Here is a 23,699-nt window from a genome sequence, read left to right as displayed (position 1 = left end):
GATTTGTAATTATATAATTATCAGTAAAGTGCTGATTTTCATTTTAGTTGTCATTAGAATGTTATAATCCTTATGGTTAATTGTATAATTTTTAACCTGAAAAGCGCCCTAAATTTGTTGACCTATTTTAGAGAAATGTCTCACAAACCAAAATAGAATTTATTAGTTCATGGAATGATAAATGTAAAATCAACAAAAAATGAAAAATTCGAAGAAAACAAACCAAGACAATTCTGATGGCAAACAGAATGATTTAGAATTTAATAAATCAAGTGCTGAGAATGAGTTTTTAACTACCAATCAAGGAGTTAAGATAAATGATAACAACAATTCTTTAAAATCTGGAGAAAGAGGGCCATCTCTTTTAGAAGATTTCATATTGCGAGAAAAAATTACGCATTTTGATCACGAAAGAATTCCAGAGCGTATTGTTCACGCAAGAGGTTCTGGTGCTCATGGATATTTTGAATTGTATAAGACAATGGAAAAATATACTAAGGCAGGTTTCTTAAACGACACCAGTATTAAGACACCTGTTTTTGTTCGTTTTTCTACTGTAGCTGGTTCACGAGGCTCTACAGATTTAGCTCGAGATGTTCGCGGTTTTGCTGTAAAGTTTTACACTCAGGAAGGGGTTTTTGATTTGGTTGGAAATAATATGCCCGTATTTTTTATTCAGGATGCCATGAAATTTCCAGATTTAATTCATGCCGTAAAAGCAGAACCGCATAATGAAATTCCGCAGGCCGCTTCTGCACATGATACCTTTTGGGATTTTATTTCTCTAATGCCCGAATCGATGCACATGATTATGTGGGTAATGAGCGATAGAGCGATTCCGAGAAGTTTAAGAATGATGGAAGGCTTTGGAGTTCATACTTTTAGATTTGTAAATGATAAAAATGAATCGCATTTTGTAAAATTTCATTGGAAGCCAAAATTAGGTACACACGGAGTTGCATGGGATGAAGCACAGAAAATATCAGGGAAAAATTCAGATTTTCATAAACAGGATTTATGGGAAGCCATAGAAGCAGGAAATTTTCCAGAATGGGAATTGGGTGTGCAGATTATTCCTGAAAGCGACGAGCATAAATTTGATTTTGATCTTCTTGACCCGACAAAATTAGTTCCAGAAGAATTGGTTCCCGTAACCATTATCGGGAAAATGGTTTTGAATAAAAATCCAGACAATTTTTTTGCAGAAACAGAACAGGTGGCTTTTCATCCAGGGCACATTGTTCCGGGAATTGATTTTTCAAATGATCCTTTATTGCAAGGAAGGTTATTTTCTTATACCGATACGCAATTATCAAGATTAGGAAGTCCAAACTTTCATGAAATTCCAATTAATAGAACCATTGCACCAATGCACAACAATCAGCGCGACGGACATATGCGCCAAGAAATTGCAACTGGAAAAGTAAGTTATCATCCAAATTCTTTAGGTGGCGGATGCCCATTTCAAGCCAAAATGGATCAAGGTGGATTTGTGAGTTTTAATGAACGTGTTGACGCTCATAAAGTACGAGCAAGAAGCACCAGTTTTTCAGATCATTTTAGTCAGGCCGCACTGTTTTATAATAGCCAGACACCTATAGAACAAGGTCATATTGTGAGTGCCTTGTCTTTTGAATTGGGGAAAGTAGAAACCGTGTCGATTAGAGAAAGAATGCTCGGACTTTTAAATCAGGTAAATGCTGATTTGGCAGCAAAGGTTGCTAAAAATTTAGGAATTCCAGTTCCAAAAAATATTGAAAAACCAATTAATCATGGAGTTGGAGCAGATGATGAAGGAAATCAAGAACCTTCAAAAGCAAAACCAAATATAGGGAGTTCTGATGCTTTGAGTATGCTTAAAAATCCAACTGTTTCAGATACAATTGTGACAAGACAAATAGCTTTTTTATGTGCTGACGGTGTAAGTGCCGATTCAATAAAAGTAATGAAAACAGCTTTGCAAAATGCTGGTGCAAAAGCGGTTATTATAGCACCGCATTTAGGAACCATTGTTTCACAAGAGGGAACGGAAATTTTGGTGGACCAAACTTATAAAATTGCTGCTTCTGTACTTTTTGATGGGGTCTTTATTCCAGCTGGAAAAGGAATTGCCGATCTTTCAAAAATCAAAGAAGTAAAAGAGTTTTTAAATGATTCATACTATCATTGTAAATTTATTGCGGCTGAAGCCGAAGGAGTGCAGATTATTAAAAACAACAGCGATATAAATAAAGATCCTGGAGTTTTGATGAGCGAAAATAACTCAGATAAAAACTTAAGCGTTTCTTTTATAAAAGCTTTGGGAAGACATCGTTTTTGGGAAAGAGAAAAAAGTTTGTAATACAAAAAAATTGGCTGTCGCAAAAGACAGCCTTTTTTGTTTCCAATAAGCAATTATTTCTCTAGAATAATTGCCAAACTCTCACTCAAAATAGAAACCGCTTTTTCCATTTCTTCTTTTTCCAAATGCCCAAATCCTAAACGAGTTGCGGTAAGATTTTTGGTTTGGTATAAAATGGTCTTTGGAAGAAATAAACCTTGTTTAGAACATTCTTTTTGAAATTGAATCAGATTAAAATGATCTAGCCATTCAACCCAAATGGCCAATCCTCTTGGTGGCACTTTAAAGTTGATTTTGCCTTTTAGCTTTTCGTTTAAAAGTGACACAAAATAATCGCGGCGTTCTTTATAGGTTTTTTTATTTTTTTTAGAAAGCCGATGCACTTCGCCTTCTGTAATCCATTCGGTTAAAACTTGTTCCTTTATGACATCAATTCTAGGTTCGAGAATGTTCTGATGTTTTTCTAGTTCTTTAATGAATTCTGCAGGAGCGGCCACAAAACCATAGCTAAATCCTGACGGAAGAGATCTTCCAAAAGAACCGATATAAACCACTTTTTGGTTGGAATCGAAAGCGGCTAAAGGCAGAACTGGATTATTGTCGTAATGAAAATCAAAATCGTAATCGTCTTCTAAAATCACAAATCCGTATTGATTGGCCAAATCCAGAACTTCGATTCTTTTTTTAGCGCTAAGCGAAATTGTGGTTGGATAATGATAATTAGAAGTCAGATATAAAACCCTGATTTTTGATGTTTCGCAAATTTCTTTTAGTTTTTTGGTGTCAATTCCGTCTTCATTTACCGGAATAGAAATAATCTGCGCTCCCGTATTGGTCAGTGTCATATTGGACATATAATAACCTGGGGAAGCTACAACGACTTTATCTTTTGGAGAAATAAGCACTTTGGTAACCAAATACAAAGCAATTTCATGACTGCTTGCCGTAAGAAGATTGGAAGTAGAAATACGGATTCCGCGAGTTAAATTTAAATAATTAGAAAAATGAGTTTTAAAATTCAAATGTGAACGAAGTTCTATTTGTTCGTAGGTTTTAGATGTTTTCCTTCTTTTTAATTTAGAAACATACAATCTGGCCAGAACATCGGTTTGAACCAATCTTAAATCGGGCATTCCGTCATTAAATTGATACGGCAGATTACTGATTTCAATCGGACTTTCGAGAATAGTAGAACGCTGAAAACTAAAGCCAATATTTTCTTGAGAGGCATTTTGTTCTTTTGAAAAAGCAAATTCAGCTTTGTTTTTTTGCTTTTGCTGCGATAAAATAAAAGTTCCTTTATTTGGAAGTGTTTCAATCCAACCTTGCGATTCTAAATCTTGAAAGGCTTTGATTAAAGTGTTTCGGTTAACAGAAAGCACTTTGCATAAAATTCTTGTGCCGGGAAGTTTGGTGCCTTCAGGAAGAAAACCAGTTTGAATGGCTTTGATGAACTCAAAAACAAGCTGCAGATAAATAGCAGTGCTTTCTTCTGGTTTTAGCTGAATGAAGCTTTTAAAAGGAATTTCAACCGGACTATCCATAATTTATAAACTGACACTTTTGTTGGTACGGCAAGATACTGCTTTTCTTAAAATTTTTAGGAAAAAAGAAAAGTGATCTTTACATAAGTGTTAGAACGATGACCAAATCAAACTATTAAGTCCGGCTGAAATTATTTAATTCATTCCGTAGGAATGTCTCGTCGGTAGAATTAAATTTGAATTGCAGTTATAAGTTCCGTAGGAACGTTTGATTTATAAAACAGAACCCTGTTGCATAAAATCAGGTGTTCCTCTGGAACACGATGCAAAATGGTATATTCTTTTTCTACCGATCAGATATTCCTACGGAATATTAAATTGTAACTCGTTGTGGTAATTCATTGTAATTTTAATTACACTTTAAAAATCAGTTTTTTTTGTAGATTTTCTTTTGCTCAGTTTATGCCAATTACGTTTTGTATATTCTCAGAAACAATTCATTCCGTAGGAATGTTTCGTAGGTAGAATCAATTTGTAATTGCCGTTTATCGTTCCGTAGGAACGTTTGATCAATAAAACAGCGTTCCATCTCTATGAAATCATATGTTCCTACGGAACACATTGGAAATCGAAAATATTTTCTTTTTCTACCGACCAAATATTCCTACGGAATATTAAATTGTAACTCGTTGTGGTAATTCATTGTAATTTTAATTACACTTTAAAAATCAGTTTCTTTTTGTAGAAAATCCACAAGATAAACGACCAGAAAACAGCATAAGACAAGGCGTAAGCAAGTGATGCATTTAACGGGTTTTCAAAACAAGGAACAATTCCATGATTATAAATATAGGCTTGAAGACCAATTTCTTCGCCAGCTTTTTCAGGATCTGCTACTTTTATCACGCTCAAAACTCTCGGAATTATTCCAGAAAAGAAAAACACAATCATTGGGTTTACTCCCCAAATCAGGAATAATTTTGTCCATTTTTTATGCCCTTTAATATCAATTATGTAATACAATAATGTTAAACATAACGTTGCAATTCCAGCTGTATATAAAACATAAGAACTTGTCCAAAGTGATTTATTAATAGGGAAGAAGATGTTCCAAATTAATCCTCCAATTACCAAAGCAGTTCCTGCAATTGCTGTCTTTTTTACGATTTCCATTTTATCAACAGATAAGTTTAAAAGTTGGCCAATGTACATTCCTAAAATTCCTGTTCCAATTGCTGGCAAAGTGCTTAAAATTCCTTCTGGATCCCAAGTTTTAGACGATGCCCATAAATGACCGTTCAAAAGTGTATCGTCTATCCAAGCAGCAAGATTGGTTCCTTTGTCAAAATTGGCTGGGCCAAATCCGGGAACGGGAACAAAAGCCATTACGAGCCAATATCCAATTAAAAGCGTGGCTAAAACTAAAAGCTGTGTTTTTAAATTAGTCTTTAAATATAAAATTGAAGTAAAGAAATACACAATTGCAATTCGCTGTAAAACGCCTGGAATTCTCGTGTCTTCAAAATGCTCAAGTCCGCTAAATGATAATGAGATAAGGATTAAAAATACGCCAACGGCAAGAATAGTTTTGACTTTCATGGAAAAGTTTCCTAAAAGGGCATAAGCAACCGCAAAGGCAATTATCAATCTTAATCCTAATAACGGAATTCCTTCTAAACCAAACAAATGGATTCTGCTGAAAACGCTTAAAAATAATCCTAGACAGAAAATTCGAAGCGAGCGGACTAAAATTTTATTGAAACCACTTCCGTCAAAATGTTTTACAGGCATTGCAAACGGAATTGCGGTTCCCATTATGAATACAAAAAACGGGAAAACTAAGTCAGTAGGCGTACAGCCATGCCATTCAGCATGTTCTAAAGGCGGATAAATAGATGACCAGCTTCCCGGATTATTGACAATCGTCATTAAGAGAATGGTAAATCCTCTGAAGACATCGAGTGAAGTTAAACGTTCTTTTGTCATTGGGTTTGATAGTTTAGATGGTTATATTTTTTTTTAAAGATGAAAGATGAAAGAAGCAAGACTTTTGTCTTAAATTATTTTATAATTGCATCTTGAATGATTTGTTGAATTTCTTCTCGGATTTTTCCTTTTGCTAATTTATTTTCGTCATTTACTACTTCTGGATAGGTTCTGTTGGATAAGAATACGTACACAATTTCGGTTTCTGGGTCTGCCCACGCCATATTTCCTGTAAAACCTGTGTGACCGAAACTTGATTCAGAAACACAATCGCAAGTTGGTCCGCCTTTGTGTACTCTTTTGTCAAATCCTAAACCTCTTAGAACGCCTTGATTTTTGTAGTAGCAAGTATTAAAAGCATCAAAAGTTTGTGGAGAAAAATATTGAATGCCGCCGTAATTTCCTTTTTGTAAAAACAGCTGCATCATTTTGGCAACATCCATCGCATTAGAAAAAATTCCCGCGTGACCAGCTACTCCGCCTTCCATAGCTGCGGCCATGTCGTGTACATAACCTTGAATTACCTGATGTCTGAAATAGTTATCAATTTCAGTTGGGGCAATATTGCTCTTGTCAAATCTGTCCAACGGATTATAAAGCGTATTGGTCATTCCTAATGTGCTGTAGAAATTTTCTTTGCTCAGTTCTTCCAGTTTTTTATGTGTTTTTCTTTCTAAATATTCTTTTAAAATGATAAAAGTAAAGTCGCTGTATTTGTATTCTTTTTTTAGCGCTACAGGACTTTCTGCAATGATTTTCATAATGGTATCATGATAATCGTTTCGAATGTAAAGGTTCTCAGCAACTTTTGTTGTAAAACCGGTTTCGGCTACTTTACGATAATATTTTTCAGAAGGCTGATTATTGCTGTCTAAAGTTGCTTTGTAAAAAGGAATCCACGCTTGAAGTCCTGCAAAATGATTTAGCAGATCTTTGAAAGTGATGTTTTCTTTGTTGGTTTTAGCAAAGAGTGGCAACATATCTTTCAGTTTCGTGTCCAGTTCTACTTTGTTTTTATCATACAATTGCATCACATTTGGCAATGTTGAAATCATTTTTGAAATCGAAGCAACATCATATAAATCGGTATCAGTGACTTTTTTTCCATTATCATAAGTCTGCGCTCCGTAAGATTTCTGAAAAATTACATTTCCTTTTCTAGCAACCAAAACCTGCATTCCTGGAGTCATTTTTCCGTCAATTGTTTTTTGTGCTACGGCGTCAATTTTTGATAAAATTGCTGGGTTCATTCCAGCATTTTCTGGAGCTGTAAAGGCCAGACGATTTAGTTTTTCTGTAGTTAAACCATCATTGACATGGAAAGCATCATTGATGGAAACAGGCAATTTCCCTTTAGCTTCAATCGCTCCAAAAATTAATTCTGCTGAAACCACTTGACTAATATCTGAGTTCTGGTAAGAAACCACTAAGCCTTCGATATCATCAAAATTTGAAATGGATAGAAGCGAATATGGTTTTGCAAAAATGTCTAAAATTACTTTGTTGTGTTTGGCAATTTCTTTCAGCCAAAGCATTTCTTGCAGAGTAAATTCTTGTTTTTCCCAAGCTTTATTTACTTTGTGATAACTGATAATAACCTTGTCGAATTTTTTCAATTCTTTGTTCAGACTGTCAAGATTGGTGTCTTTAACTTCTGTGATTTCGGTATATTTTTTAAGCGTAGAAATAAATGTGCTGTTGGTATCTTCACCCAGTTTTATGTAGGCAATTTTTTCACTTAAATCTTTTATCGGAAGAATTTCTTTTTCGTTTTTTAGAACTGTAATTGCATTTTCATACAGTTTATAATGCAAAGCATCATTTTGCGTTGGATTTAAATCATTGTATAAATTGTTTAAATCAATCGGCTTGTATTTGTTTAGTCCCGCTTTGTATTTAAAATGAAGAATTTTTTTAACAGAATGTGCTAATCTTTCTTCAGTAATCACTTTTTCGTTGTACGCTACTTCCAATTTCTGAAACGCAACTGGTACATTTTCTGGACAAAGTAAAATATCATTTCCAGCCAAAATAACTGCGATTTCCAAATCTCCAGGACCTTTAAAATTGGCTGCGCCTTTCATCGCCAGACCATCCGTAAAAATCAATCCGTTGAAACCTAATTCTTTTTGAAGCAGATTGGTCACCACATTATAAGAAGCCGAAGATGGACAGTTTGCCTGTGATTCTAAACTCGGAATATTAAGATGCGCTACCATTACAGAAGCCAAACCTTCATCGAATAATTTTTTGTACGGATATAATTCGACTAATTCTAGACGATCTTTAGAAAAATTAACGGTAGGCAAGGCGTGGTGCGAATCGGTTGAGGTGTCTCCGTGTCCCGGAAAATGTTTTCCTGTGCAGAAAACGCCATTTCCTTGAATTCCTTTCATTAAAGCAATCGCTTTTTCGCTCACATTAACTTTATCTTCACCAAAAGAACGGTTTCCGATAATTGGATTTTTAGGATTGGTATTAATATCCAAAACAGGAGCAAAATTAAAATGAACGCCGATTCGCTTGTTTTCGGCTGCCATATTTCTTCCCACATTTTCAATTAAATTTAAATCCTGAATCGCGCCTAAAGTCATATTCCACGGATAACGGTATGTTGAGTCTAAACGCATTGCCAATCCCCATTCGGCATCGATTCCGATCATTAAAGGCACTTTTGCTTTTGATTGGTACAAGTTGGTTAATTTCGCTTGACGAACTGGTCCGCCTTGAAAGAAAATAACGTTTCCTATTTTATAATCTTCAATCAGTTTACTAATCTGATTAACGTGTACAGAATCTTTGTTGGAATAAGCCGAAACCATAAACAATTGCCCAATTTTTTCCTGCACAGTCATTTTGTTATAAATGCTGTCAACCCAAGCCGTTTCTTGATCAGAATCTTTGAAAAAAGTCTTTTTCTCTGAAGTATTTTTTGGTACGTAAACAACATTGTCTTTTAAAGGAATATCCTTTTTGTCATCTGTTGCTCCATTATTTTTTTTGGATGCGCAATTGGTAATTAAAAATATAAAAGCGGCGTATAAGCTAATTTTTATGAATGGATTTTTCATATCATTTTTTTTAAGAATCAATTTGAATTTAATGCTCTTAGACTCAAATTGATTCATCAATAGTAATAACTGAATTAGAAACTTATTTCTTTTTCACTGCGTGAACTGGTAATAAATAATCCTAAATAAGTAATTAATCCGTTTAGTATAATTAATTCATTATCAAAAACATATCCTGCAAATAAAACTTTAGAATACTCATTGATGAAATAGGTAAACAACGGTGAAAGAAAACAGATAAACGGAACGAGTTTGTCATTTACATGTCTTGATTTTTGAAACAAACCAAAAGCGTATAATCCTAATAATGGTCCGTAAGTGTAGGAAGCTACCTTAAAGATCATTCCTACTACCGAACTGTCATTGATGGAGTTAAAAATTAGGATGATAAAAAAGACTAAAACTGAAAAACTGACATGAACTAAATGTCTAATTTTTACGGTGTTTTTCTTATGGCTGTTTTCTGCTTTGTCCATTCCTAAAAAGTCAACACAAAAAGAAGTTGTTAAGGCTGTTAGGGCAGAATCTGTGGTTGCAAAAGTTGCAGCAATAATTCCTAGTAAAAATACAATTGCAGGAACAAGCGCTAAGTGATTTAAGGCAATTTCAGGAAAAAGTAAATCGGTTCTTGGTTTTCCTGTAACTAAATCGGTTGGAACAGCAATTCCGTTTTTGTTTGCATAAATATATAATAAGGCTCCAACGCTCAAAAAGAAAATATTGATGATGACAAATATTCCTGTAAAAGTGAACATGTTTTTTTGCGCTTCACCAATGTTTTTACAGCTTAGGTTCTTTTGCATTAAATCTTGATCAAGACCCGTCATGGCAATGGTTACGAACATTCCGCCAAGGATTTGTTTTACAAAATGGAATTTACTTCCCATGAAATCATCAAAGAAAAAAATCTTAGAATAATTGCTGTTTTTTACTTCTTCAAATGCGCTGATGGCACCTAAATCCATTCGGTCGCAGATGAAATAAATGGTTAGGAAAACAGAAGTTACTAGAAAGAAAGTCTGTAAAGTATCGGTAATAATAATCGTTTTCAATCCGCCTCTATAAGTGTAAGAGAAGATTAGCAACAGCGAAATTAAAACAGTAAACGCAAAAGGAATATGATAAAAATCGAACACAAAACGCTGTAAAACAATTACAACCAAATACAATCTGAAAGCAGAACTTATTGTACGGCTGATTAAGAAAATAGAAGCTGCTGTTTTATAGCTGAAAAAGCCCATTCTTTGCTCAATGTATCCATAAATCGAAGTCAAATTCATTCGATAATATAGAGGCAGTAAAAGCTTTGTAATGACAATAAATCCAAGTGCATTCCCCAAAACAAACTGAAAATACTTAAATTGTTCACCGCTTGGTGCTCCAACTTCTCCAGGAACAGAAATAAAGGTTACTCCAGAAAGAGCCGTTCCAATCATTCCGAATGCCACTAAATACCATTTTGAATTTTTATTGGCTGTAAAAAATGCTTCATTTCCGCTGTCTTTCTTACTGACTCTGTGGGATATATAGAATAATGTTCCGAAATAAATGATAATAAGGAGAAGGATGGTACTTGGTGTCATTTTATAGTTTTGGTGATTTTTGGTTTTTATAAATTATTTAAAGCCATTGGCTGCAATTATTTTAACACATAGAAACATAGTTTTTCAAAATTTTAAAAAGCCGTTTCACTAATTCTAAGTAAACATAGGCTAACCTATGTGTGGAAACTAGTTTCTTTTATTTCCTTTTTTTACACAAAAATCTATGTTTCTATGTGTTAAATAACAAAAAACTATTTCTTAATTAGACCTAACAGTTTTTTAAAACCAGTTAGGTCTTCGTTAAAAACTCCAAAAAATGAATTTATTCAGCTTTTGAATTTGTATAAATCTATAAAAAGATTTTGATAGTGTGGTTTTTAGTTTTCCTGATTTTTGCTGTGAGCCAATAGAACAGCTCTTACGCTTTTATGTTTATGCAATAATTCTTCGGCAACTTCATATTCAATAGCAAGTTCTTCCATAATCATCTTGATGCCTCGTTTTACCAATTTTTCGTTAGACAATTGCATGTCAACCATTTTGTTGCCTTTTACTTTTCCTAACTTGATCATTACCGAGGTAGAAATCATGTTCAAGGTTAGTTTTTGAGCTGTTCCTGCTTTCATTCTAGTACTTCCAGTTAAGAATTCAGGCCCCACGATCAATTCAATCGGGTAATCAGCTTCTTGAGCAATTAATCCGTTGCTGATACAAGAAATACTTCCCGTTTTAATATTGTGTTCTTTAGCTTTTTTAAGTGCTCCTAAAACATATGGTGTGTTTCCAGAAGCAGCAATTCCGATGATCATATCTAAGCTTGAAATTTCGAATTTTGCTAAATCTTTCCATGCTTGTTCCGTATCATCTTCGGCATTTTCTACTGCTTTTCTGATTGCAGTGTCGCCACCAGCAATAATTCCGATAATCATATCATGCGAAACACCAAAAGTTGGAGGACATTCTGATGCATCTAAAATTCCGATTCTGCCAGAAGTTCCAGCTCCGATATAAAATAATCTTCCGCCCAATTGCATTTTTTTTACAATGGCTTTAACCAGTTTCTCTATTTTAGGAATTTGCTCTTCAATAATATGCGGAACTTTTTTGTCTTCTGTATTAATGTTTGTAAGAAGTTCTTTCACGCTCATTTGATCCAAGTCTTTGTACAAAGATTCTTGTTCAGTTTCAGGATTTTTATTTTTCATTTTTCTTTTTTTTTGATTTTTGATCCTAAAATTTTTCAATTTCAGGATCTCTATTTTTACATTAATAGTTTGCTGTTTCTGTCTGGAATGGAATTTAATTTTAAAACATAGAAACACAGGTTTGATTTTTATTTAAAAAGGTAACCAATCTTTAAAAAGAAAACCAAAGAGAACTACATTTCTGCCATAGCAATATATATGTGTGTATGTTTATGCTAATGAAACGCTTTTTTGTAAGTCTATCAAAGTCTATGTTTCTATTGTTTAAAAATTAATTTTAAGGGAACTGAATTAGAAATGTTATTTATAAATCAGATATTTTGTTCGCATTTTTTTGAAAGCTTCTAGGTCTTTTTGCCAAGTCTTTCTGATCTCACTTTCAGAAACACCACTTTCTATTTGCTGCTGCAGTTTTTTTGTTCCTGCGAGTTTGGTAAAAAATCCGTTAAAGAATTTTGTCTTGTCGCTGGTATTCTGGTACGCTTTAATAAGCCATTTCAATTCTAATTGCTTCAATCTTGGATAAGCGGTCAAATCTTCACCAAAACATTCTTTTCCGTTGTATAAAGGATCTTTTGCTCCAAAATTGGGTTTTGGAGTAAAACTGAAATTCGTTTTAGTTAAATATGGCGAACCGTAGATTTGAAATTGTTTTTCAGTTCCGCGTCCCATACTCACATTTGTTCCTTCAAAAAGGCATAAACTGGCGTACAGATTTATAGATTGATCATTTGGTAAATTCGGAGACGGTTTTACCAATAAACTGTATGGCATTGTTCTACTGTAGTCTACACAAGGAATAACGGTCAGTTTACATTGAACGCCATCTTTAAGCCATTTTTCACCATTTACCATTTGCGCATATTCGCCAATTGTCATTCCGTGCAGAAGCGGAATAGGGTGCATGCCGACAAAACTTGTAAATTCTTTTTCTAAAAGCGGTCCGTCTACGATAGAACCATTCGGATTTGGACGATCAAAAACAATAAGCGGAACGTTGTTTTCTGCACAAGCTTCCATTACATAATGTAAAGAAGAAATGTAGGTATAGAATCGTGCACCAACATCTTGCAGGTCAAAAATCATGACATCAATTCCAGATAACTGCGCTGGTTTTGGTTTTTTGTTATCACCGTAAAGTGAAATAATAGGCAAACCCGTTTTCGGATCTTTTCCGTCAACAATATGTTCGCCTGCATCGGCAGTTCCTCTAAATCCGTGTTCTGGAGCAAAAATGGTCTGAATAGCAATTTTTTTCTCCAGAAGGAAATCGACCACATGTGTTTTATTGGATAAAATTCCAGTTTGGTTGGTTACGATTCCAACTTTTTTATCTTTTAAAAGCGGTAAATATTTTTCGTAATTATCGGCTCCCGTTTTTATAACAGCGTTTTTGTTTTCTATTGAAATAACGGTTTTATTTGGCTGAATGACTGCCGAATATGACGTAGCATGAAACAGAAATGCTGTAACAAAAGCACTTTTTGCTATAAATTTTATCATTTTAATACAGTTATTAGTTAAAGACGAATTGGACTAATAAAATTAAGATTTTATCGGAGTATATGAATGTTTTAGGCAGATTTGGGGAATCTAAAAACTAACAAGATAACCTGCATGAATCAGGATTAATTTTTCTTTTTATTAGTCACAGTCTTCACAAAGAGTATTTAAAAATACTGCCTCCTAAAAGTCTCACGTAGGAGGCAGTATTATAAGATGTGGTTTTTCAGTGGTTACCGAATTACCAACCTGGATTTTGTTTTAATTCTACACCTTCTGCAGCGTATAAATTGATATCATTTGTTGGTATAGCACTTAAGTAATTTTTTGGCGAAACAAATGTTCTTGCAACACCAGCAGCATAAGGAATTACATATCCTTCTGCGTTTACTTTTGTTTTAGAATTAGTTCCTATTAGATCCACTATTTTAGCTCCTAAAGCAACATCAGGATTAGCATTTGTGTCTAAATAATCTCCTTTTTTCCAACGCATTAGATCTTCTTTTCTCATGGTAGTCCAGCTCATAAACTCGATTCTGCGCTCACGACGAATCTCCCATATAATTGGATTAACAATTCCTGAAATTTGTTCTAATGCTGCTGTTCTTTGCGGATCATCTATCTGTACGCCATTAGCAGATGCATTTACGCCATCTGTAGTCAAAGTTGCAATTCCAGCACGTGTGCGAACTTTATTAATAGATAAATTAAGATCTGCAGTAGTGATAGTTCCTAATTCTGCACAAGCTTCAGCATAGTTTAAATAAACTTCACTTAGTGTGAAAACTGGAGCGTCAATTTGATTTTGACCAATTGTGGTAACCTCTGTGCCTGTTGTAGCAGGATTGTTATATAATTGGAACACATAACCAGTAATAGATGTCAGACCAGTATAAGGTTTATCAGAATAAGCATAATCTACATTGCTAAATGCTTTAGCAAATCGAGGGTCTCTGTTGGCAAAGGTATTGGCAATAGTGTTATCGCCTAAATATTGAGTATTGCCAGCTTGTTTAATAGGTAGTCCATTAGTAGTTACATAACTTTGTGCTGCAAATTTTGTCAATCCGTTTTGAACAGTGGATGTATTAGTGTAGGCTTGGATTCCATTTCCTAAAACACCTTTTATGTATCTTTTTGTTAAGATTACTTCAGTATTTCCTAATAATTCGACAGAATTGTAAAGAGATTTCCAATCAGCGTTTAATTTGTAAGCGTTGTTATTCATTACGGCTAAAGAAGCTTCTTTTGCTTTCTGAAGATAAGCATTTCCATTTTGCCCTCCATTGTATTTTCTGTAAGTGCCTTCACTTAAACACACTCGGCTTAATAGAGCATAAGCAGTAAATTTATTAACAGTAACATTGCTGTCATCAACGTTTAGTAACATCGGAATTGCTTCTTCCAAATCTTTAATTACATTGTCAATAACTTCTGCTCTTGATAAAGCTGGCTTATATACTTTAGCATCATTTTGAACTAAATATTCATCTGTATAAGGAACATCGCCAAACTGCTGTGCTAAACGGAAATAAGTATGCGCTCTAAAGAATTTAGCAACACCTATGTAGTGATTTTTCTTTGTCTGATCCATTGGCACATTAGGTACTCTTGCAAGCATAAGATTGCAACGACGAACCAAAGTGTAGTATTCGTTCCAGTTTGCATTTGTTGCATTTGGAGCCGTTGGAAAGTTTGTAAAAACGTTATTAGCTAGGTTGTCATCTATTAACCCTGTTCCTGAATGGAAGTAGAAGTCAGCTGTAGTACCTGCATTATTTCCATAACCGTTAAAGGTATTGTAGTTCAACCAAGAGAATGTTTTTACGTTATTTTCTGAAGTCCAAAAATTGTCATCTGTAAAAACATCTTCAGGTGGTGTATCCAAAAAATCTGAACAGCTAACCGTTACACTTGCAATAGCAAATAAGGCAACTGTTAGTTTTATCCTAGAGTTTGTTATATATTTTCTCATTTTGATTAATTTTTTAATTTTTAAATACCTTTTTTAGAAAGCAAGTTGAATACCAAATGATATCGTTTTAGAATAAGGGAAAGTTCTTCCCCAAGCTGCTTCAGTTTCATTAATCTCAGGATCTACTGGCAATTTACTGCTTTTCCAAGTCGCTAAGTTTAAGCCAGAAACGTAAGGTCTAATTTTATCGATTCCGATTTTTTCGGTAATGCTTTTAGGAAAAGTGTATCCAATCGTTACTGACTTTAAGCGTAAATAAGACATGTCTAATAAATAACGTGACTGTGCCACAAAGTTGTTAGATCCAGGCGCATAAGTTCCAAAAGCGTTTCCAGCATGGTTAGGGTACGGATTAGGGAAATAAGCATCTGTGTTTTCTGGTGTCCAGTAATCATTCTGGTTTACATACATAGCATCTGTTCTATTGTAGAATGGCAATACTAAATCAGAAGTCGCCCAGTATTCACGTTTACCCACTCCTTGAAAGAAAGCATCAATGTCAAATCCGTATAAAGCACTTCCTAAACGAATTCCATATTGGTAACGAGGAGTTGTATTACCAATAACTTTTAAATCTCCTGGTTTAAGAGCTGTTCCATCTCCTCTTGAGATTACACCATCACCATCTAAATCTTTATACATTACATCTCCAGCGCCAAATTTAAAAGCACCTGTTCTAATATTTTTATAATCAACACCATTTATGATTAATCCAGTTGCATCAATTTGATCTGTAGTTTGAATCAAACGGTCTGTTTCCAATCCCCAGATTTCGCCAAGTTTTTGACCTGCGTAAAAAGATGAAGTAGAGATCAGTTTAGCAGAGTTGTTCCATTCTGTTACTTCAGTAGTATTGTCTGAAAGGGTAAGATCTGCATAAACACTAATGTTTTGGTTTATTTGTTTGTTGAAGTTAAGAGCAAGCTCCCAACCTTTTGTTCTTAAATTTCCTGAGTTTGTATTGGCAGCAGCCTGACCAAATGAACCTGGAAGTGTTTTACCTGGAGCCAACATTCCTTTAGTATCTCTTTGATAATAGTCAAAAGTTAATCCAAGCATATTGAAGATACGAATATCGATACCAATATCCTGAGTAGTTACTTTTTCCCAAGTCAAATTCGGATCAACATTTGATGGCTGATTCACAGTAGGAGGAATGGTTGTACCGCTTCCTATCCAATAAGGGTTGGGATTAGTAGTAACATTAGTCATAACAGGTAGAAAGGCATTGTTAGCAATATTCTGATTTCCAATTGAACCAACAGATCCTCTAATTTTCAAATCATTTAACCAGCTTTTTGTACCTTCCATGAAAGCTTCTTCCGAAATTCTGTATCCAACAGAAGCAGAAGGGAAGAATCCCCATTGCTCATCTGTAGGGAATTTTGACGAACCGTCATAACGTCCGTTTACTTCCAAAAGATATTTTCCTTTGTAGTCATAATTCACACGTGCAAAGAATCCAGCAATAGCATATCTTGATAAACCTGGATTTAAGATATCATTAGCCACAAGAGGTGCAGTAAATTGATCACCAATAGCTAAATTAAACTCTGGTTTGGTTTTGTCTAAGAGTGTATTTCTACGAGCATAAGTTCTTTCTTGATCGTACCACTCAGTGTTTAAACCTCCTAATACTTTAAAGTTATGGTTTTCACCCAATGTTTTAGTATAATTTGCATAAATATTGGCTACATTTCTAGTGTAAGATGTTTTGGCTTGTGCAACAAAATCGTTTGCAGTTTCCATAGATGTCGGTTTGCCCGCAACTAAGTCAGCAGCACTTGTCCACCAGTCCCAAAGTGGCACTTGACCACCATTCATTTTAAGGCTTGAAAAATTAGTATTGATACTATATTCTCCAATAAGATTAAAGTCTTTTGTAATTTGAGCAGTAAGTTTTCCGCTTATCCTCATATCATTTGACTTATTCTCATTTTGAGATGCATTTGCCATGTAACCTGGAGCATGTCTGAAGTAAGTCCCATTGTAAGTCCCGTATGGGAAATAAGATCCCCAACGCATGTAGTATCCAAAATAACCATTACCAGCAGTATCCACACCATTGTTATAGTAGTTAAAAGGAGAATCATATTCTTGGAAAGTTCCCAATACTTTAAAATCTCCAGTAAGCCAGTTTGTTAATTGAGTAGTCATACCCATATTAAGACTGAATCTTTTATTGGTTTCGGTATTAATTTTCATTACACCATCTTGATTAGCAAGACCTAACGAAACAATAAATGAGCTTTTTTCTCCCAAAGAACCTTGAGCTGATAAATTATGAAGCGTTTGTATAGAATTCTTTTTTAGCATTTCATCATGCGGATTCCAGATTCTATAAAAATATTCTCTGCCGCCAATCACGTCAAAATCCTCTCCTAAAATCATGTTTTTATCATTAGGATTTCTTGTAGCAGCATATTTTTCTTTCCAGTTAATAATACCCGGCAATAATGTCTTGTAGTTCATGCCAAAAGACTCTGGATTGGCGTTACCCGCTCTAGCTTGTGCCTCGATCATTGCAGGTAGCTCTACTGTAGGATCATTAAATTGAATCAACGAAATTGGGTTGCTAATACCAGTATTTACGCTATAAGCAAATCGTACTTTACCTTTTGCATTTTTACCGCTTTTAGTGGTAACCAATATAACTCCAAATGCCGCACGTGCACCATAAATAGAAGCAGAGGCTGCATCTTTAAGAACAGACATCGATTCTACATCTTCTGCATTTAATAAAGAAAGGTCACCTGGTACACCATCAACTAAAATAAGTGGAGATCCTGAAACCTCTCCGTTTACAATAGTTCCGGCTCCACGAATATTAATTTTTGATTGTTTACCGATACTACCTGAATTATAAGTAATATTAAGTCCTGGCGTAGTTCCCTGTAAACCTTTTGTAATATCTGTAACAGGAATGCTTCCTAAAGCTTTTTTAACATCAACTTTAGCAACTGCACCTGTAAGATTTACTTTCTTTTGCGAAGAGAATCCCACTACAACTACTTCATCTAACTTTGCGGCACTTTCTGCCATATCAATATTGATTTTCTGTTGTCCATCAACTTTCACTACTGCAGTTTCAAAACCCATGTAGCTAAAGCTAAGGCTTCGTCCAGGAGCAACACTAATGCTGTATTTTCCATCAAAATCTGTAGTTGTGCCATTTGATGTTCCTTGAATAAGGACACTAACTCCAGGAAGTGGAAAGCCATCCTTCTTGTTTTTTACAGTTCCAGTAACCGTTTTTGTTTGTCCAAATGCTGCTTGAATGCACAAAAACAACACTGAAATAAAGAGTAATTTTTTCATGATTAATCTGGTTTTTTATGGTTGTTGTTGAGCAAATATATTTAATTATTGCATATAAATGCATTTTTGCATGTTTTTTTTCTAAAAATAATTTAAAAAACGCAAAATAACGCATTTTTTAATGAAAAATAAGAATTGAATTTGTTTTGAAAATCTTACTAATGCATGATTTTGCAGTTTTTAAGGCTTTTTCTAATATGGAATGAAATATTTGATATATTTGTGATGAATTTTAACTTTTATAAAAACATGCTGAAAGCCGAAAGACATAAATATATAATGACTAAACTTATTGAAGACCAAAAAGTTGTTACAACAGATTTAGCTTTGGCTCTCGATTTGTCTGAAGATACAATAAGAAGAGATTTGAACGAATTGGATAGTAAAAAGCTGTTAGAGAAAGTATACGGCGGTGCGGTTCAAGTTAAAGAGAAATCTTCAAATGTATTTGATATAGCAATAGCTGCAGAAGAGCAGAAAAAGCAGATTGTGACAAAAGCATTGTCTCTACTTCATGATGATCAGGTTATTATAATGAGTGGAGGAAGCACCAATTTAGTTTTTGCAAAGTTAATTCCGGCCGATTTAAAAGCTACAATATATACATATAGTTTGCCAATAGCGATGCAATTGTCTCAGCATCCCAATATCGATTTGATTTTTATTGGAGGAAAAATGCAGAAAAATGCAATGGTAACCATTGGTATGGATGTGATTCAGGTCGTTTCTAAAATTAAGGCCGATATTTGCTTCATTGGCGCCAGCAGTATAAGTGTGAAACAAGGTCTTACAGAAGTGGGCTACGAAATTTCAATTGTGAAAAAAGCCATGATAGAAGCTTCTGATAGAGTAGTTTCCATGTTTTCTTCGGATAAATTGAATACTAAAATGCCTCACAGCGTATGTGATCTTAAGCAGCTCGATACTATCGTAACTGAATTAGATCCAGAAGATGAAAGACTAGATGAATATAGGAAATCTGGAGTGTTTATCTTATAATTTTAAATTTATCTAATATTAATTTTGCGTTTTGTTGCGTTATTTAAAATTTATTATGTTAAAAAACGCAAAATAATGTATTCGTATGCTTTTTGTATTTATATTTGTTAAAACTAATTTTTATTAGTCAGATATATTTATGAAAAATACACCTCAGTAGGCTTGTCATTTTTTGGCGCATTTAGGAAGTTCAAAGCTTTAAAATAGGAATTTTAATAAATATTGAGTTCTAATAGAATTTAGAATGTATTGTTTTTGTCAAATAGCTTTTTAGCGAAGTGCAGAAATAAGACATGTATTAAAAAAACAAAAGCAACAGAACCATTAAATGTCCGATTCTCTCCAACTACAAGAATTAGAAACTTCATTAGAAGGAAACCTTTTTTATGATGATCTTCATAAAAAAATATACGCCACAGACGCCTCTGCTTACAGAATTATGCCGCTTGCCGTGGCCATTCCGAAATCAGAAAATGATATTATCAATATTATTCGTTTTGCCTCAAAGAATAAGATTTCAATAACGCCAAGAACGGCTGGAACTTCTTTGGCAGGCCAAACCGTTGGTAGCGGAATCATTGTAGATGTTTCTAAGCATTTTAATAAAATTGTTTCTTTTGATCCTAAAAAGAAAACCATAACCGTTCAGCCAGGAGTAATTCGCGATGAACTGAATTTATATTTAAAACCGCACGGACTGTTTTTTGCTCCAACAACATCAACTACCAATAGATGTATGATTGGCGGAATGGTCGGAAATAATTCGTCAGGAACAACCTCAATTCGTTACGGAGTTACCCGAGATAAAATTGTAGAAATAAAAGCCGTTTTAAGCGACGGAACTACAGCAGTATTTAAAGATTTAACTTCTGAAGAATTTATCGAGAAAACCAAAGGAGATTCTTTAGAAAATAAAATTTACAAAACGATTTACGAAGAACTTTCGAACAAAGAAAATCAGGAAGAAATCCTAAAAGAATTTCCAAAACCAGAAATTCACAGAAGAAATACAGGTTACGCAATTGATGTTTTACTGAAATCGAAACTTTTTTCAGGAACAGAAGATACCGTCAATTTAGGGAAATTGCTTTGCGGAAGTGAAGGAACACTGGCATTTACAACAGAAATTACTTTAAAAGTAGACGACTTGCCACCAGTAAACAATATTATGGTGGTAGCGCATTTTCATACCATTCAAGAAAGTTTAGAAGCCGTTGTCACTGCAATGAAGCATCATTTATACACTTGCGAAATGATGGACGACACGATTTTAGACTGTACCAAAACCAATAGAGAACAGGCTAAAAATAGATTCTTTATTGTAGGCGAACCAAAAGCTGTTATCATGCTTGAAGTCGGATCGCATATTAGCATGGAAGATGCCGAATTGCAAGCCGATGCTTTGATTAAAGATCTTCAAATTAATGGTTTCGGATATGCCTTACCAAAAATCTATGGAGCGGATATTGACAAAGTAAACGAAGTTCGAAAAGCAGGTCTTGGGCTTTTAGGAAGTATCGTAGGAGATGATAAAGCAGCCGATTCTATTGAAGATACGGCCGTAGAATTAAGTGATCTTCCAAATTATATTGCCGATTTTGCAGCGATGATGGAAAGACATGGACAAAGTGCCATTTACTATGCGCACGCTGGAGCGGGAGAATTGCATTTGCGTCCGAAGATAAATTTGAAGACAAAAGAAGGATTACACCAATTTAGAAATTTATCTACCGAAGTGGCGCATTTGGTAAAAAAATATAGAGGCTCATTGAGCGGTGAACATGGAGACGGAATTCTGCGTGGAGAGTTTCTGCCATTTATGATTGGCGATAAAAACTATGAACTGCTGAAACGAATTAAAAAAGCATTTGATCCTGATACTATTTTGAATGTTGGGAAAATTGTAAATGCTTCTAAAATGGATGAAAACCTGCGTTTCGAAGCAGGAAGAGTTGAACCTGAAATAAAAACGATTCAGGATTTCTCCGACAGTTTAGGAGTTTTGCGTGCCGCAGAAAAATGCAACGGATCAGGCGATTGCAGAAAAATGCCTTCGGCGGGTGGAACTTTATGCCCGAGTTATCGTGCTACGAGAAATGAAAAAGATACTACACGAGCACGTGCCAACGCCCTAAGAGAGTATCTGACAAATTCTGAAAAAGAAAATAAATTCGATCACGAAGAATTATACAAAGTTTTCGAATTATGCGTGAGCTGTAAAGCTTGCGCGAGCGAATGTCCAAGTAATGTAGACGTAGCGACTTTAAAAGCTGAATTTTTATATCAATATCAAAAAGCAAACGGATTTTCTTTCCGAAATAAAATATTTGCTTTCAATTCGAAATTGAATGAATTGGGAAGTTTTGTGCCGTCTGTTACCAATTGGGTTTCCAATCTTTCATTCGTTAAAAAAAGAATGGGAATTGCGCCTGAAAGACAAGTACCGTTATTAGCTCCAAAAACATTTAGAAAATGGTATGAAAAGAACAAGAAACGTAACACAAACAGCTCTTTTGAGAATGGAAGTATTTATCTTTTTTGTGATGAATTTACCAATTATTACGATGTTTCAGTTGGAATTGATGCCTACGAACTCTTAACAGAACTAGGTTATAGAGTAATTGTAATCGATCATGAAGAAAGCGGAAGAGCTTTTATTTCAAAAGGTTTTCTGGAAGAAGCGCAAGAAATTGCCAATAAGAATGTCAATACCTTTAAAAATATAATTTCTGAAAATACACCTTTAGTCGGGATTGAACCTTCGGCTATATTGACTTTCAGAGATGAATACATTCGATTGGCTTTGGACAAAGAAAGCGCTGAAAAATTAGCTAAAAATACTTTTACGGTTGAGGAGTTTTTCAAAAGAGAAATCGGAAACGGAAAAATTCACGCAGATCAATTTTCTGAAAAAGAGAAAAATATCAAAATTCATGGGCATTGCCATCAAAAATCATTAAGCTCTGTTGAGGCTTCTTTTGCGATGCTGAATGTTCCTAAAAATAATAAAGTTACGATTTATAATTCGGGCTGCTGCGGAATGGCAGGTTCATTTGGTTATGAAAAAGAGCATTACGAAATCAGCATGAAGATGGGAGAAGATACTTTGTTTCCGAAAATCAGAGCTACAGAACCATCAACAGAAATTGCGGCTGCAGGAACCAGTTGCCGACATCAGATTTTTGACGGAACGAGCAGAAAAGCAATGCATCCCGTGACTATTTTGAAAGATTGTTTGAAATAATTTTTTGTATTTTCCCTGTGCTTTTCAGAAATATTATTTAAAAAAAAAACATCAATTATGAAAAAAACAATTTACTCAATCTTAGTATTGCTTTTCTTTTTTACGGCTAAAGCGGCTAAGGTTGATACATTACAGGTTTTTAGTCCTTCGATGCAGAAGAATATTAAAACTTGCGTAGTAGTTCCCGACAATTATAAAAAGAGCAAGAAAGCATTTCCGGTGGTTTATCTGCTTCATGGCTACAGCGGAAATTATGGTTCTTGGGCAAAAGATTTTAAGGAATTAGGAAAACAGGTGGATCAATACGGTTTTATAGTGGTTGGAGTAGACGGAAATTACTCAAGCTGGTATTTTGATAGTCCGATAGATCCAAGTTTTAAATATGAAACTTATGTAGTAAAAGAATTAGTTCCTTTTATAGATAAACAATACAGAACAGTTACAGACCGTACAGGAAGAGCCATTTCTGGTTTGAGCATGGGCGGACATGGCGCTTTGTACTTATCATTCAAACATCAAGATGTATTTGGCGCGGCAGGAAGTATGAGCGGAGGAGTAGATTTTCGTCCGTTTCCTGAAAATTGGGACATCAAAAAACGTTTAGGAACAATTACGGAACATCCAGAAAATTGGGATAAAAATACGGTTACCAATATGTTAGATTTGGTAAAGGACAATAAATTAAAACTGATTATTGACTGTGGAGTCGATGATTTCTTTATGACAGTAAACAGAGAGCTTCATGCAAAAATGCTGGCTCAAAAAATAAAGCACGATTATATTGAACGCCCAGGAGAGCACAATCTCAAATACTGGGAGAATTCATTAAAATATCAACTTTTGTTTTTTCATGATTTCTTCAACGAAAATATAAAAACAAAATAACGTTAAGTGCATTGCGAACTACCGATAATTTGTAATGCATAAATTTTGGTTGGTTATCCTAACAGGTTTTAAAAACCTGTTAGGTATTTTTTTGCCAAAGAATTACAACTAACATACCTTAAACGCCATTAGATTCTAAATAAA

General features: G+C 34.5%; 12 protein-coding genes. 4 read left to right on the top strand and 8 right to left on the bottom strand.

What is annotated here, in order from left to right:
- Window positions 1-199: 199 nt before the first annotated feature.
- Window positions 200-2,341, top strand: a complete 2,142-nt coding sequence (locus ACNRYB_RS21820; protein WP_473728735.1) for a catalase — start codon at window positions 200-202, stop codon at window positions 2,339-2,341.
- Window positions 2,342-2,394: 53 nt separating this feature from the next.
- Here ACNRYB_RS21820 and ACNRYB_RS21815 read toward each other — a convergent pair whose 3' ends face one another.
- The 8 genes from ACNRYB_RS21815 to ACNRYB_RS21780 form a co-directional block, all read right to left on the bottom strand.
- Window positions 2,395-3,885, bottom strand: coding sequence for an aminotransferase-like domain-containing protein (locus ACNRYB_RS21815; protein ID WP_343707341.1), 1,491 nt, complete (start codon window positions 3,883-3,885; stop codon window positions 2,395-2,397).
- A 654-nt stretch (window positions 3,886-4,539) separates the two neighbouring features.
- A complete protein-coding gene (locus tag ACNRYB_RS21810) occupies window positions 4,540-5,811 on the bottom strand; it encodes an acyltransferase family protein (RefSeq protein WP_473728734.1) in 1,272 nt (423 codons plus the stop codon).
- Window positions 5,812-5,885: 74 nt separating this feature from the next.
- The gene (locus ACNRYB_RS21805) at window positions 5,886-8,882 is read right to left on the bottom strand and encodes a glycoside hydrolase family 3 N-terminal domain-containing protein (protein ID WP_473728733.1); all 2,997 of its coding nucleotides are present in this window, start codon (window positions 8,880-8,882) and stop codon (window positions 5,886-5,888) included.
- 74 nt (window positions 8,883-8,956) lie between these two features.
- Window positions 8,957-10,465, bottom strand: coding sequence for a sodium:solute symporter (locus ACNRYB_RS21800; protein ID WP_473728732.1), 1,509 nt, complete (start codon window positions 10,463-10,465; stop codon window positions 8,957-8,959).
- 338 nt (window positions 10,466-10,803) lie between these two features.
- Window positions 10,804-11,631 carry an N-acetylmuramic acid 6-phosphate etherase gene (gene murQ, locus ACNRYB_RS21795; RefSeq protein ID WP_129745446.1) on the bottom strand — a complete coding sequence of 276 codons (828 nt, stop codon included), beginning with the start codon at window positions 11,629-11,631 and terminating at the stop codon, window positions 10,804-10,806.
- Window positions 11,632-11,931: 300 nt separating this feature from the next.
- Entirely contained in the window at window positions 11,932-13,134 is a 1,203-nt protein-coding gene (locus ACNRYB_RS21790) for an exo-beta-N-acetylmuramidase NamZ family protein (protein ID WP_129745448.1), read from the bottom strand.
- 241 nt (window positions 13,135-13,375) lie between these two features.
- Entirely contained in the window at window positions 13,376-15,109 is a 1,734-nt protein-coding gene (locus ACNRYB_RS21785) for a RagB/SusD family nutrient uptake outer membrane protein (protein ID WP_129745449.1), read from the bottom strand.
- Between the two features lie 33 nt (window positions 15,110-15,142).
- Window positions 15,143-18,427: a SusC/RagA family TonB-linked outer membrane protein gene (locus tag ACNRYB_RS21780; RefSeq protein WP_473728731.1), complete on the bottom strand. Its 3,285-nt coding sequence runs from the start codon at window positions 18,425-18,427 to the stop codon at window positions 15,143-15,145.
- 225 nt (window positions 18,428-18,652) lie between these two features.
- On the opposite strand from ACNRYB_RS21780, the gene ACNRYB_RS21775 reads away from it, so the two are divergent.
- From ACNRYB_RS21775 to ACNRYB_RS21765, 3 genes are all read left to right on the top strand, one after another.
- A complete protein-coding gene (locus ACNRYB_RS21775; RefSeq protein WP_473728730.1) occupies window positions 18,653-19,426 on the top strand; it encodes a DeoR/GlpR family DNA-binding transcription regulator in 774 nt (257 codons plus the stop codon).
- 328 nt (window positions 19,427-19,754) lie between these two features.
- Window positions 19,755-22,670: an FAD-binding and (Fe-S)-binding domain-containing protein gene (locus ACNRYB_RS21770; RefSeq protein WP_473728729.1), complete on the top strand. Its 2,916-nt coding sequence runs from the start codon at window positions 19,755-19,757 to the stop codon at window positions 22,668-22,670.
- 57 nt (window positions 22,671-22,727) lie between these two features.
- Window positions 22,728-23,555 carry an alpha/beta hydrolase gene (locus tag ACNRYB_RS21765; protein WP_473728728.1) on the top strand — a complete coding sequence of 276 codons (828 nt, stop codon included), beginning with the start codon at window positions 22,728-22,730 and terminating at the stop codon, window positions 23,553-23,555.
- Window positions 23,556-23,699 lie beyond the last annotated feature (144 nt).

It is taken from the genome of Flavobacterium sp. CR10 (assembly GCF_055814415.1).
This window is presented reverse-complemented; position numbering and strand designations above follow the sequence as displayed.